The organism is Sandaracinus amylolyticus (assembly GCF_021631985.1).
GTDB lineage: Bacteria > Myxococcota_A > Polyangia > Polyangiales > Sandaracinaceae > Sandaracinus > Sandaracinus amylolyticus_A.
In genome coordinates, this window is sequence record NZ_CP070225.1 from 507221 (window position 1) to 520776 (window position 13556).

Consider the following 13556-nt stretch of genomic DNA (forward strand, 5'->3'; position numbering starts at 1 on the left):
GAACGTGGCACTCTCGCGGCGATGTCGTGGGTGCGCGAGCCGGTGGTGCACTTCGTGGTGCTCGGGGCGCTCCTGCTCGCGCTCGATCGGGCGCTCGCGGGAGGCGATGCGGACGAGACGCTCGAGCGCTCGATCGTGGTCGACGACGCGGTGCGCGCCGAGCTCGCGGACGGATGGCAGCACGCGCACGGCGCGCCTCCTTCGCAGGCCGAGCTCGATGCGCTCGTGGCGCGATGGATCGACGACGAGATCCTCTATCGCGAGGCGCTCGAGCGCGGGCTCGAGCGGGACGATCCGCAGGTGCGCGCGCGCTTGGCGTCGAACATGGGGTACGTGCTCGACGCGCAGGCGCTCGCGATCGAGCCGAGCGAGGACGAGCTGCGCGCGCACTTCGACGCGCACCGTGATGCGTGGGCGCAGGAGGCGCTGATCGACTTCACGCACGTGTTCGTCTCGAACGAGCACGAGGACGCGCGAGCGCGCGCCGAGGCGCTGCTCGCGCAGGTCACGGCCGGCGCGTCGCCGAGCGGGCTCGGAGACACGTTCTCGGGCGGGCGCCGTTATCGCCGGAGGCGGATCGTGCAGCTCGAGGAGAGCTTCGGCGCGGAGTTCGCGCGCGGGCTCGAGCCGCTCGAGCAGGGCGCGTGGGCGCTCGTGCCCTCGCGCTTCGGATGGCACGTGGTGCGCGTCGACGGGCGGAGCGCCGCGAGCGACGCGGACTTCGACGCGGTGCGCGAGGACGTGCTCCACGATCTGCGCGAGCAGCGGACGATCGAGGCGCGGGCGCGCGAGCTCTCGCGGCTGCGCGAGCGCTGGGACGTGGTGGTGCGATGAGGGCGTGGCTCGTCGCGGCGATCGTGGTGGTCGCGATCGCGTCGCGCGCCGAGGCGCACGACTCGCGCCCCGGCGTGCTCGCGCTCGTCGAGCGTGCGCCGGGCTCCTATGCGGTCGCGTGGACCGCGCCGGTCGATGCGCGGACGCCGGAGGGCACGCTGCGCGTGGTCTATCCCGCGGGGTGCGAGGCGCGCGGCGGGCAGCTCACGTGCGAGCCCGGCGCGATCGAGGGCGGCGAGATCGCGATCGAGGGCCCGCTGGATCGCCGCACGCGCGTGGTGGTCACGCTCGAGACGCGGCAGGGCGAGCACCTCGAGGCGATCGCGACCGGCGCCGCGCCGCGGGTGCGGCTCGTCGCGGGTGACGGCTCGTGGACGCGATGGATCGCGATCGGCATCGAGCACATCGCGTTCGGGCTCGACCACGTCGCGTTCGTGCTCGGGCTCGTGCTGCTCGTCGGCTTCGACCGGCGGATCGTGATCACGATCACCGCGTTCACGATCGCGCACTCGATCACGCTCGCGCTCGCCGCGCTCGACCTGGTGCGGCTTCCCTCGGCGCCGGTGGAGGCGACGATCGCCGCGAGCGTGGTGCTCGTCGCGCGCGAGGCGATGCACGATCGCGCGACGCTCTCGCGGCGATGGCCCTGGCTCGTCGCGCTGCTCTTCGGGCTCGTGCACGGGCTCGGGTTCGCGGGCGCGCTGCGCGAGGTGGGACTGCCCGAGCACGGCCTGGTGCGCGCGCTCGCCGGCTTCAACGTCGGCGTGGAGCTCGGGCAGCTCGCGCTGGTCGCGCTCGCCTTCGTCGTGGTCGCAATCGGGCGCAGGGTCGTGCGGGAGCAGCGAGTCGTCGCGCAGGCGCGCCCGCTCGCTTGCTACGCGCTGGGCGCGGTCGGAGCGATGTGGCTCGTCGACCGCACCCTCGCGATCGTGCTCAGGGCGTGGTCGTGAAGCGCGAGACCGGCGTGCGCACGGTGTGATCGCAGTCGCGGATCGTCGCGTACCACTCGTACACGCGGCCGGGCTCGAGGCCGTCGATCGTCGCGGTCGCCGGTGATGCGCCGCGCTCGGCGCGCGCGACCTCCTCGAACGCACCGCCCGCGCCGCGCAGCGGGACGCGCAGGGTGAACTCGCTGTTCGCGTCGGTCTCCCAGCGATCGTGGGTCGGCGAGTACGTGCGCACCGTGAGCTCGCCCTCGGCGGGCGAGAACTCCCAGATGCGCATGAACCCGTTGCCGCCGTTCTCGCGCGACTGGTAGTCCGCGAGCATCGAGTCGATGCGGTGCCCCTCGAACGTGTCGTTGCGACGGCTCTCCGCGCTGATGTGCCCGCACGTCATCAGGTGCAGGTTCTGCACGCTGCGCAGCGCGTTGTAGATCGCCTGTCCCTGCGCGCCGAACGTCCCGTCGGAGTTGACGATGTAGTGCGCGTTGACGATGCCGAAGTGATCGGGGTGCGTCTCGAGGATGCGGCGCGCCCACGCGAGCACCGCGGCGTCGGGCGCGGGGTCGTACTTCATGTCGACGACGACGAAGTCCATCCCGCCCGCGGAGAACGTGAACCAGTGCTCGTCGTTCGTGCTGCCGTAGTGGCCGCCGTAGTAGGCGCGCCCTTCGAAGCGATCGACGCCGAAGAACTCGTTGTAGCGGGTGGCCGGGCCGACCTGGCTCACGACGCTGAGGTCGTGGTTCCCAACTGCGACGCCATAGGGCATTCCGTCGGGCATCCCGGGCAGCGCGGCCTCGAGCGTCGTCATCGCGCGGTCGGCGACGCGCCACTGGAAGACCTGCGAGTCGCCGTTGTTCACGAGGTCGCCGTTGTGGATCACCGCGCGGATGTCGTAGGCGTCGTGGTTGTCGACGATCCACTGCGTCTGGTCGTAGAAGAACTGCTCGAGGTTGCGATCGTCGACCGTGTAGTACTGCGTGTCGGGCAGCACCACGATGGTGAACCCGTCGTCCTCGCCGAGCGCGCGCAGGTGGAACGTGACGTCGAGCTCCTCGCCCTCGAAATCGGTGGCGCCGACGCTGAGCTCGACGCTGTCTCCGGTGACCTCGAGCGCGTCGCTCGGGATCGTGCCGGTGATCGTCGGAGGCAGGCCGCGATCGAGCACCGGGCCGGTCTCGACGAACGTCGCGCCGGTGATCGTCGCGTCGAGATCGCCGATCGTGTCGGTGCCGTCGCCGTCGAGCGCCCAGCGCGCGAGCAGGCCCTCGCCCGACGCGACGCGCTCGAAGCGCGCGCCGGCGATCTCGTCGGCGGTGCGCGCGCGATCCCACACCCGCAGCTCGCTCACCGCGCCGTGGAGGCGGCCCGCGGCGCGGCCCATCGAGTCGAGCGCGGTGCCGATGCCGAAGTGCTGGATGCTGTCGGCGCGCGGCGTCGCGTTGGCGCGCGCCGAGCCGTCGAGCGCGCCGTCGAGGTAGAGGCGCCACGTGGTTCCGTCGTAGGTCACCGCGACGTGGTGCCACTCGCCGGATGCGACGCGGGTGCGGCCGACCACCGGATGGTTCGCGCCGGTCGCCATGTCCTCGAAGTCCGCGCCGAGCACGTCTCCGACGAAGCCGAACGCGTAGTTGCAGTCGACGTTGCTGCCGTCGTCCTCGCCGCGTCCCTTGCCTGCGATCGGGACGATCGAGAGGCCGCCGACGCCGGTGCCGGTCGCGACGCCCGGACCGTCGCGCCGCACCCACGCCTCGACGGTGAAGCGCGCGAGGCCGAGCGGGCGGGCTGCGCCCATCGACGCGCCGTCGTCGGTGCCGTCGAACGCGAGCGCGCGCGATGGGGGCGCGGCCTCGCAGCCCGGCGCGCCGCCGTCTTCGTCCTGGCCCGGCGTGCCGCCGTCGCTCGCGGCGGCGTCGCGTCCTGGGATCGCGCCGTCGGTGCCGCGAGGGTTCTCGTTGCCACCGGCGCACGCGCCGAGCGCGAGCGCGGTGAGGATGCAGAGGAAGCGAGCACGCACGGGCGCTGCGTCGAGCAAGCGATGCGCCACGCAATCCCTCGCAAAACGCGCCGGAAATGGCCGTTCTGCGGTGTCGAGAGAGCGATCGGAGCGCGCGGGGACGCGCAGCGCGATCAGGATCTGGTCAGCCCGCGAGCAGCTCGCCGAACGTCGTCGTCGCGCGGCCCGGGCTGAACACGTTCGAGCCGTTGTACGCGTAGCTCTCGTCGACGCCGAACGACTCGACCGGGATCCCCGCGCCGCGCAGCGCGGTGAGCACCGCGATGCTCGTGTTCTCGCGATCGACGCGGTGGTGCACGTTCCCCCGCAGCGCACCGCCACCGCGGCCGCACACGAGGATCGGGAACTCGCGGTTGCTGTGGGTCCAGCCCTCGCTGAGCTCGCTCGTCGCGAGGATCGAGGAGTTGTCGAGGACGTTGCCGCCCGCGGCGTCGGGCGTGTCGCGCAGCCGCGCGAGGAAGTAGCCGAGCTGCTCCATCGTGAACACGGTCGCGGCGTGCACCGTGTTGTGCGGCGGCCCTTCGTCGTGGTTGATCTGGTGCAGGCCGTTGCTCGCGCCGACGGGCCACATGATCACGCCCGAGCCCGCGGTGCTGAAGAACATCGAGAACGAGCGGGTGAGATCGCACGCGAGCGCGAGCGCGCAGAGATCGCTCATCGCGCGGTTCTGATCCGCGATCGGCTCGCGCCCGCCGACGTCGGGGAAGTCGCCGGGGTTCTCGGGCGGCGTGCACGTCGCGGCGCCCGCGGCGAGGCGCATCTCGAGCGCGCGCACGCTGTCGAAGTGCTGCTCGAGGCGCACCTGATCGGCGCGCGACACCCGCGGCTGCAGCGCGCGGATCTGCTGGCCCACCGCGTCGAGCACGCTCTGCCGCGCGAGGTCGAGCTGTGCGTCCACCGGCGCGCCGAAGAGACGCGCGAACATGCGCGAGGGCGAGTACTCGCTCGGGTTCGGGTTGTTCGGCCCGTTGTGCGAGAGGTGCTGGAAGCTCGTGCCCTCGTCGGTGCCGCGGAAGCGCGTGATGCCGAACTCGAGCGAGCGGAACGGCGCCATGCCCTCGAAGTGCGCGGCCGCGACCTGATCGACCGAGGGATACGCGAACGTCGAGACGATCGTGTCGCGCGTCGTGCCGTTCTGGTGGAAGTGCGCGCCGGTCATGATGCCGGCCATGCCCGAGTGGTGCGGGTGCGTCGCGGTCTTGATCTCGCAGCCCGTCACCACGCTGACCCAGGGCTTCACGCCGGCGGTCGCGAGCGGCGCGAGCTCCTCGCTCGGCGTCCAGTCCACGGTCCCGCTCGGCGTCCAGCGCTCGGGCCGCACGCCGTTGCCCCAGAACCAGACCCCGAAACGTACGGGCAACGGCTCACCGCCCGCGAAGGCGACGCCGTTCTCGTCGAGCATCGCGTCGAGGATCGGCACGCCGATGCTCACCGCCGCGCCGGTCGTCAGCAGGCCGCGCAGGAACGTGCGGCGCTTGAGAGACGTGGTCTTCTTCATCGCCATCTCTCCTTCACCGCACGCACGCGACCTGGAGCTCGTCGCCGCCGTTCTCGAGCGGCCCGTATCCGCTGACCGCGCCGCGCGATCTGCAGAAGCGATGGATCGCGGCGTTGCAGTCGCGCCCGATGCGCGAGGTCGCGGTGCACGCCGCATGGATCGCCGAGAGCGCGGTGTACGTCGTGCCGATCGTCTCGGCGCCCGGCGTGCACGCGACCGTGACGCCGTCGCCCGAGACGCGCACTGGGCCGTAGCCGGTCGTGAGCCCCGCGGCCGCGCAGTAGCGGTGGATCGCGGCGTTGCACTGCATGCCGAGGCGCTCGGTCGCGCCATCACACCCCGCGTGGTGCGACGCGAGCTCGGCGAACGTCGTGGTCCGCAGCGTCGCGCTCACGCACGCGACGTGCGCGACGTCGCCGCTGTTCTCGACCGGTCCGAAGCCGCTCGATCCGCAGGTGCCCGCGGCCGATCCGCAGAGGCCGTGGATCGCCTCGTTGCACTCGAGCCCGCTGCGCGTCGCGCCGTCGCAGACCGGATGGTGCTCGCGCAGCGCGGTGTACGTGCTCGCGACCGACTGCGGCGCGAAGCCCTCGTCGACGCGTCCATCGCAGTCGTCGTCGGCGTGGCTGCAGGTCTCGGTGGTCGGGGTGCGCGCGCTGCACGCGGTGAACGAGCCCGCGACGCAGGTCTCGACGCCCGCGCCGCACTCGGTGGTGCACGCGCGCGCGACGCCCTCGTCGGTGGTGCCGTCGCAGTCGTCGTCGACCGCGTTGCAGGTCTCGGTGGTGCCGCTCGGCGCACTGCACGCGGTCCATGCGCCGCGCTCGCACGCCTGCGTTCCGGCGCCGCACGCGTTGGTGCAGTCGCGCGTCTCTCCGTCCTCGCAGTCGCCCGGCGCGTAGCTCGCGTAGCGGAACCCGGGCGAGAGCACGACGAGCTCGATCAGCGCGCTCATGCGATGCCCGGCGCTCGCGAACTCGCGCGCGAGGCGCTCGATCTCGACCTGCTCGCCGCGCGTCTCGAGGTGGCCCGACGCCCAGCGATAGAAGCGACGCGTGAAGCACGCGCCGACACGATCGCTCCCCGCGAGGTGCGCCCCGAGCTCGTCCGCGCCGTCGACCGCGACACCGTCGACGTCGCCGCTCGCGTCGATCGGGAGCCCGTTGTCGAGGTCGCGGAAGCGACCGACGGGATCGAAGTGCTCGAGCGTGAAGCCGAGCGGATCCATCAGCGTGTGGCAGCCCGCGCAGACGGGATCGGTGCGGTGGCGATCGAGGCGCTGGCGCAGGGTCTCGGGCTCGCCGCTTCCTTCGGGCAGCTCGGTCGAGATGCCGGGCGGCGGCGGCGGGATGTCCTGACAGAGCAGGTTCGCGCGCACGAATTTGCCGCGGAACGTGGGCGAAGTGAGCGTCGCGTGGGCCCACATCGAGAGCACGCCGGCGCGTCCCATCACGCCGCCGCGGTGCTGCTCGGCGGGAAGCGTGGTGCGCATGCGCGCTCCGTCGGGCGGCGCGGGCAGGCCGTAGTGCGCGGCGAGCTCGGCGTCGACGAACGTGACGTCGGTCGAGAACACCTCGCGCACGTCGGCGTCGCGCTCGTAGACATCGGCGAAGATCGCGTCGATCTCCGCGCGCATCGACGCGCGCAGGGACGGCGTGAACATCGGGAAGAGCTCGGGATCCTTGCTCACCGTGTCGAGCCGCTCGAGCTGCATGAACTCGCCCCAGAAGCGCGTCATCGCAGCGCGCGCCCGAGGGTCGCGGGTCATGCGCGTCACCTGCGCGCGCAGGCCGTCTTCGGTCACGAGCTCGCCCGCCGCGGCCGCGCGCAGCAGCTCTTCGTCGGGCGTGCTCCCCCACAGGAAGTACGAGAGGCGGCTCGCCATCTCGAAGCCGGTGTAGCGGAGCCGCGTGCGCTCGCTCGGATCGGGCTCACCGCGCTCGACGCGGAAGAGGAAGTGCGGCGACTGCAGGATCGCGGAGAGCGCGAACCCGGCGCCGCGCCACGCGTCGCGCAGCATCGCGCCGGTGTCGGTCGCGATCGAGACCAGTGCCTCGACCTCGCCCGGCTCGAGCGCGCGGCGCCACGCGAGACGACCGAAGCGCACGATGAACGCGCGCAGGCAGGGCTCGCCCTCGCTCGCGACGTCGCACCCGAAGAACGCGGTGCGGCGTGCGGGATCGGCGAGCATCTGCGTCGCGAGCGCGTTCGCCGAGGACTCGTACTGCTCGACCTCGAGCGGCGGGATCGTGAGCTCCGACGCGCCGACGGTGCTGAAGCCGTGCAGCAGCGTGTCGTTCGGGAGATCGCCCGGGACGGTGGTGCCCGCCGGGAAGAGATCGCGGATCGTCTGCTCGTACTCGGCGCGCGTCAGGCGATGCAGCATCGCGGGCGCGGGCGTGAGCACGGTTGGATTCGGCGTGTCGGGTCGCGAGGTGCCGCGCGGTCCGCTCGGGCCGTCGAAGAGGTTGCCCTCGCACCCCGCGAGCGCGCAGCCCAGCGCGAGCGTCCAGGATGCGATCGTACGGGCGCGCCGTGGTGGCGCGACGTTGCGGCGTCCCGCGTGCTGGCTCGAACGAACGGCCATCCTCGACCCTCCGCGATGCGCAGAGCGCGCGCCGCTCCGCGTGCGAGAGCAGTGGACGTGCCATGTCGCGCGCCCCGGAAAACACGCGTGTAGGTGCATCGCGCTGGGGTCAGCCGACCCGCTCCGCGGAGCATTTCGGGCTCCAGCGACCTCGACCTGCTCGCGCATCGAGCTTGCTGCACGAGCCTCCATGCAGGCCGACATGCGCAACCTCGTCGAGTGCTACCAGAGGAGCTGCGAGCGCTTCGCCGATCGCCCGGTGCTCGGCACGAAGGGCGCGTCGACGTGGATCTGGACGACCTACGGCGAGCTCGGATCGGAGATCGACTCGGTGCGCGGCGGGCTCGCGTCGCTCGGCATCGGGAAGGGCGACGTGGTCGCGATCATCTCGGGGAATCGCGTCGAATGGGCCGTCGCCTGCTACGCGACGTACGGCCTCGAGGCGACGTTCGTCCCGATGTACGAGGCGCAGCGTGTCGACGAGTGGAAGCACATCCTCGGCGACTGCGAAGCGAAGCTGGTGATCGCGTCCACGCGCGAGATCTTCGATCGGCTGCTCGCGATGCAGCCCGAGCTGCCGGCGCTGCAGTACGTGATCGGGATCGATCTGCCCGAGGACGATCCGCGGTCCTTCGCCACGCTCGCACGCGAGGGAGTGGCGTCGCCGGTGCCCGCGCGCTCGCCCGACCCGAGCGTCACGGCCGGTCTGATCTACACGTCGGGCACCACCGGCAAGCCCAAGGGCGTGATCCTGAGCCACGGCAACCTCGCGTCGAACGTCGTCGCGATGAGCCGTGTGTTCCCGCTCGAGCCGACCGATCGCACGCTCTCGTTCCTGCCTTGGGCGCACTCGTTCGGACAGGTCGCCGAGCTGCACCTCGCGGTGAGCATCGGCGCGTCGCTCGCGCTGAACGACGCGCTGCCGCGCCTGCTCGAGAACCTGAGCGAGGTGCGCCCGACGCTGCTCGTCGCGGTGCCGCGGATCTTCAACCGCATCTACGAGTCGGTGAACGAGCAGATCCGGCGTCGGCCCGCGCCGATCCGCCGGCTCTTCGACGACGGCGTGCGCAGCGCGAAGCGACGCACGCACGGCGAGCGCTTGAGCCTCCTCGAGCGCGCGGAGCTCGCGATCGACGACAAGCTGATCTTCGCGAAGATCCGCGAGCGCTTCGGAGGTCGGCTCCGCTGCGTGATCAGCGCGAGCGCGGCGCTGAGCCCGGAGGTCGCGGAGTTCGTCGATGCGATCGGGCTGCCCGTCTACGAGGGCTACGGCCTGACCGAGACCAGCCCCGCGGTGACGGTGAACACGCCGGCGCACCGGAAGATCGGCAGCGTGGGAAAGCCGCTGCCCGGCGTGCGCGTGGTGATCGACGAGTCGAAGGGCGACGTGCCGGGGCAGGGCGAGGTGGTCGTGTACGGACCGAACGTCATGCGCGGCTATCACCGTCGTCCCGAGGAGACCGCGAGCGTGCTCACCGCCGATGGCGGCCTGCGCACCGGCGATCTCGGGCGTTTCGACGAGGACGGCTACCTGTTCATCACCGGCCGCATCAAGGAGCAGTTCAAGCTCGAGAACGGCAAGTACGTGATGCCCGCGCCGCTCGAGGAGAAGATCAAGCTCTCGCCCTACGTGGCGAACGTGCTGATCCACGGCTCGAACCGTCCGTACGTCGTCGCGGTGGTCGCGCCCGACGTCGACGCGGTGCGCCGGTGGGCGCAGGAGCGTGGCGTCGCGCTCGGCGATCTCACGAGCGATCCGCGGGTGCGCGAGCTGATGCTCCGCGAGGTCGACGCACGCAGCGCGGGCTTCGCAGGGTTCGAGGTGCCGAAGAAGGTGCTCGTCGTCGGCGAGGACTTCACGACCGACAACGACCTCCTCACGCCGACGCTGAAGCTGAAGCGGCGCAACGCCGAGGTGCGCTTCGCGCGCGGGCTCGATCAGCTCTATCGCGAGCCGCTCACGACCCCCGAGCCGGTCGTCGCGCCGTAGCACGACCTGGCACGGATCGAGATCGTCGGTCGCATCGCGATCCTCGGAAATCGCGCGAAACACGCGATGGAACGCGAGCTGCTCCGTCGCGCGCCATGACGCTTCGATGCCTCTCGTGGGTGACGGCGATCGCGGTGCTGCTCGTGGCTCCCGTCGCGTCCGCGCAGACGAGCGAGGTGCTCGCGCTCCCATCGCCGAGCACGCATCCCGACGAGGGCCTGATGATCGCCGGAGGCACGGTGTTCCTCCTCGGCGTGACCGTCGGTGTCGCGGTGCTGATGCCGATCGAGCTCGCGGGCTGCGTCGAGCCGAGCGATGCGGGCTCGCTCCCGCCCGACCACTGGGGCGCGACGTGCAGCCAGGCGCCGCTCTCGGCGATCCCGTTCGCGCACTTGATGGGCGGTGGCATCGCCTCGATCGTCGCAGGGCCGATCCTGCTGGTGGCCGAGATCGTCGGCCTCTTCACGTTCATCGGCGGCGCTGCGCACCACCATCCGGACGAAGCACCGCAGGCCGGCGACGTGCGGCTCTCCGGCGTCGCCGGCGCCGACGCCGGCCTCTCGGTCACGATCGACTTCTAGAAGAGGCCGATCGAGAAGTGCAGCGAGCCGAAGGGCTCGCCGAGATCTTCGCGTCGATCGAGGTTGAACCCGTAGTCGAGCGCGATCGGGCCGACCGGCGTCGCGATGCGCAGGCCGAGCCCCGCGCTCCATCGCACCGCGAGCTCGTCGACGTTCGACACCACTGCCCACACGTTGCCGACGTCGAGGAACACGCCGCCCTGGAGCGCGTCGACGATCGGGAAGCGCAGCTCCGAGCGGAACAGATAGAAGAGGTCGCCGGTGCGCGTGATGTCGACCGGATCGATCCCGCTCTCGCGCACGAGGCGCGCCTGGTCCTCGGGGATCACCTGGTCCTGCAGGAAGCCGCGCAGCGTGTCGACGCCGCCCATGTAGAACGCGCGGTTCGGGTACGTCTGCGAGCCGGTCTCGAGGTGCGCGACGATGCCGCCGCGCGCCTGCAGCGCGAGCACCCAGCCCTCGGTGATCGGCACGTAGCCCGAGAGCCCGAGCGTGAGCTTCAGGAAGTTCGAGAAGAACGGCGGCTGCGGCGGCAGGCCTTCCTGCGGCGGAAGCTGCTCGCTCGCGATGCTGTGCACGAGCTCCATGCCGCCCGCCGCGAAGATGCCGCGCGTCGGCGTGAACGGGTTGTCGCGCAGATCGAGCGAGCCCGTGAGGCGCGTGCTGCCGATCGCGGTGTTGCCCTGGGGGACGCGCAGCAGGCGCTGCGCGCGCACGTCGCCGCGCTCGATCGCGTCCTCGAGCAGCTCCTGCAGCGAGCGCTGATCGAAGAGCTGGATCCCGTTGTGCTCGATCTCGCCGGAGAGCGTGAGCGCGAAGACGCGCTCGGGGACCCACGTGAACGAGAGCGTGATGCCGTTCTTGTCGTATCCGAAGTCGCGCTCGTTGTCGCGGATGTGTGCGAGGTCGAGCGCGCCGCGCACGTTGGGCAGCCCCGGGATCCACGGCACGCCGATGCCGACCGTGATGCGGCGCTCGAGGCGGTTGAGCGCGCTGAGCTGCGTGATCGACTCCTCGAGCTCTTGGTCCTGGAAGAAGAGCTGGTACGCGAGCTGGATGCGCAGCGTGAGCGTGAGCGCGAGGCCGAGCAGGTTGCGGTACTGGTACTCGAAGGTGCCGCGCGCGCCCTCGCCGGTGGCGAACCCCGCGCTGAGCCCGACGACCTGGGGATCGCGCTCGCTCACCGTGACGATCACTGGCTTCACGCGCTCTGCGAGATCGGGATCCGCGGGCGCGACGTTCACGCTCGCGAACACGCCGAGCGTGCGCAGCCGCTCCTCGCTCTCGCGCGCCTGCGAAGGACGATAGAGATCGCCGCTGCGCAGCGCGACCACGTCGCGGACGAGGCCGAGATCGGTGGACGTCGCGCCCTCGATGCGGATCTCGCCGACGTGCACCGGGAAGCGCTCGACGATCTCGAACACGATCTCGGCGCGCTCTCCGTCGGGCGAGAAGCGCACCTGGGGATCGACGCGCGCGAAGAGGTGACCGCGCTCCGCATAGAGGTCGCGCACACGGCGTCTCGCCTGCTCGAGCGGCAGGTATCCGAACGCATCGCCGCGGGCGATCTGCGCGGCATCGAGCAGCTCGCGCGTCCCCGCGATCTCGTTGCCGTGCACCCGCACGTCGTAGACGAGCGTGCGTGGTCCTTCGAACACCGGCACCACGACGACCGCGCGATCGTCCTCGAGCTCGCGCAGCTCGGGCGTGCCCACGCGCGCCGCGAGGAAGCCCGCGGCCTGATAGAGCTCCTGGATGTGCGACGCCGCCTCGGCGTAGGTCGGCTCGAACCAGATGCGCGCCGGCACGACCTCGACGTCGGCGGGCACCTGGCGTCGCGCGCGGGTGCGCTGACCGCTGAGCCCGATGCGATCGACGACCTCGGAGTCGACCGGCCAGAAGAGCTCGGGCGAGGGCAGATCCTCCTCGAGGTAGCTGTCGATCTGATCGCGCAGGAAGTCCGTCTCGAAGTGCGACGCGCCGGGGAACGAGACGCCGATCACCTGCAGCTGCGTGCCCGGCGTGACCTCGATCGAGAGCAGCGCGGCGCGGCGCTGATCGATGCGCTGGGGATCGCGGGTGCGCCGGATCTCGACGCTCGCGCGGTGGAAGCCGTGCCGACGGTAGACCTCCACGATGCGCTCGCGCACCGCGCTGATCACCGGCGGTCCGAGGGGCTCGTCGGCGAGGTGCAGCACCTCGTTGACGGTGTCCTCGTCGACCGGCGCGTGGCCGTGCAGCTCGACGCGGTAGTGACGACCGAGCTCCAGCGGCACGTGGATCACGACGCCGCGCTCGGCGGGCTGCAGCGCGGGCTCGCCGAGCCGCGCCTCGAGCCAGCCGTGCTCGCGCAGGCGCGTCTCGACGCGGCGCACGCCTTCGTCGAGACGACGTCGATCGAGCACGTCTCCGTCGTGCAGCCCGAGCTCGTCCCACGCGTGCTCGGTCTCCGGCGCGTCCTCCGCGCCGTCCCACACCACGCCGCGCACGCGCATCGGCTCGTTCTCGACGACCTCGGCGAGCAGCACCTTGCGCGCGGGATCGTCGGTGTCGCGCAGGCGAAGGCTCACGTCGGCGCGCACGAAGCCACGCGACGCGTAGAGCTCCTGCGCCGCTTCCGCCATCGCGGGCAGCTCGCCCGGCTCGAGCTCGCCGCCCTCGCGCACCCGCAGCGACGCGCGCAGCTCGTCGTCGTCGATCGCCGAGTTCCCGCGCAGCTCGATGCGCGTGATCACGATGCGCGGCGTGAGCCGCACCGAGAGCGCCACGCCCCCGTCGGTGATCGCCGCGTCGATCTGCACGTCGGCCCAGCGCCCCGACGCGAGCAGGTGCGCGATCGCGTCGCGCACGCGCCGTCGATCGAGCCGCTCCCCGCGCACGAGGCCCGCGTCCGCGAGCTCGCTCTCGGTCGCGCCGCCTTCGATCGTGAGCTCCGCGATCGGCCGCCCCGCGAGCTCCGAAGGCACGTCGGCGCGCGCCGGTGCGACGAGCACCGCGACCAGCAGCAGCCACGCGAGGAGCGCCGAACGAACGATCACCACCACGACGTCGTACCGCGCTCAGTTCTCGGAGGGGTCTTGGAAGACCCCTCCCCCCGACCGGCGA

Annotated in this window: 8 protein-coding genes; 4 read left to right on the forward strand and 4 right to left on the reverse strand. The window is 71.7% G+C overall.

Translation table 11 applies throughout. From position 1 onward, the window contains the following. The first annotated feature begins 21 nt into the window (after nt 1-21). Together I5071_RS02075 and I5071_RS02080 are read left to right on the forward strand one after the other, a co-directional pair. Nucleotides 22-834: a peptidyl-prolyl cis-trans isomerase gene (locus tag I5071_RS02075; RefSeq protein WP_236520185.1), complete on the forward strand. Its 813-nt coding sequence runs from the start codon at nt 22-24 to the stop codon at nt 832-834. After that, nucleotides 831-1784 (forward strand): HupE/UreJ family protein, encoded by a 954-nt coding sequence (locus I5071_RS02080; RefSeq protein WP_236520186.1) that lies wholly within the window; start codon nt 831-833, stop codon nt 1782-1784. Before I5071_RS02075 ends, I5071_RS02080 begins: the two co-directional genes overlap by 4 nt. Here I5071_RS02080 and I5071_RS02085 read toward each other — a convergent pair. The 3 genes from I5071_RS02085 to I5071_RS02095 form a co-directional block, all read right to left on the reverse strand. Next, nucleotides 1768-3795: a LamG-like jellyroll fold domain-containing protein gene (locus tag I5071_RS02085; RefSeq protein WP_236520187.1), complete on the reverse strand. Its 2028-nt coding sequence runs from the start codon at nt 3793-3795 to the stop codon at nt 1768-1770. The two genes, I5071_RS02080 and I5071_RS02085, sit on opposite strands and share 17 nt — an antisense overlap. A gap of 124 nt (nt 3796-3919) precedes the next feature. Then, nucleotides 3920-5293, reverse strand: a complete 1374-nt coding sequence (locus I5071_RS02090; protein ID WP_236520188.1) for a DUF1552 domain-containing protein — start codon at nt 5291-5293, stop codon at nt 3920-3922. 13 nt (nt 5294-5306) lie between these two features. Continuing rightward, nucleotides 5307-7880: a DUF1592 domain-containing protein gene (locus I5071_RS02095; protein WP_236520189.1), complete on the reverse strand. Its 2574-nt coding sequence runs from the start codon at nt 7878-7880 to the stop codon at nt 5307-5309. Between the two features lie 202 nt (nt 7881-8082). Here I5071_RS02095 and I5071_RS02100 point away from each other — a divergent pair, with 202 nt between their 5' ends. Together I5071_RS02100 and I5071_RS02105 are read left to right on the forward strand one after the other, a co-directional pair. After that, a complete protein-coding gene (locus I5071_RS02100; protein WP_236520190.1) occupies nt 8083-9870 on the forward strand; it encodes an AMP-dependent synthetase/ligase in 1788 nt (595 codons plus the stop codon). Between the two features lie 95 nt (nt 9871-9965). After that, nucleotides 9966-10451 carry a hypothetical protein gene (locus I5071_RS02105; protein WP_236520191.1) on the forward strand — a complete coding sequence of 162 codons (486 nt, stop codon included), beginning with the start codon at nt 9966-9968 and terminating at the stop codon, nt 10449-10451. Here I5071_RS02105 and I5071_RS02110 read toward each other — a convergent pair. Then, nucleotides 10448-13489 carry a POTRA domain-containing protein gene (locus I5071_RS02110; RefSeq protein WP_236520192.1) on the reverse strand — a complete coding sequence of 1014 codons (3042 nt, stop codon included), beginning with the start codon at nt 13487-13489 and terminating at the stop codon, nt 10448-10450. The genes I5071_RS02105 and I5071_RS02110 overlap by 4 nt on opposite strands. Nucleotides 13490-13556: the final 67 nt, after the last annotated feature.

What these genes read in the sequence shown, in the direction of transcription:
- I5071_RS02075 (WP_236520185.1), top strand. Translation starts at nt 22, where the DNA reads ATGTCGTGGGTGCGCGAGCCGGTGGTGCACTTCGTGGTGCTCGGGGCG.
- I5071_RS02080 (WP_236520186.1), top strand. Translation starts at nt 831, where the DNA reads ATGAGGGCGTGGCTCGTCGCGGCGATCGTGGTGGTCGCGATCGCGTCG.
- I5071_RS02090 (WP_236520188.1), bottom strand. Translation starts at nt 5,293, where the DNA reads ATGAAGAAGACCACGTCTCTCAAGCGCCGCACGTTCCTGCGCGGCCTG.
- I5071_RS02095 (WP_236520189.1), bottom strand. Translation starts at nt 7,880, where the DNA reads ATGGCCGTTCGTTCGAGCCAGCACGCGGGACGCCGCAACGTCGCGCCA.
- I5071_RS02100 (WP_236520190.1), top strand. Translation starts at nt 8,083, where the DNA reads ATGCGCAACCTCGTCGAGTGCTACCAGAGGAGCTGCGAGCGCTTCGCC.
- I5071_RS02105 (WP_236520191.1), top strand. Translation starts at nt 9,966, where the DNA reads ATGACGCTTCGATGCCTCTCGTGGGTGACGGCGATCGCGGTGCTGCTC.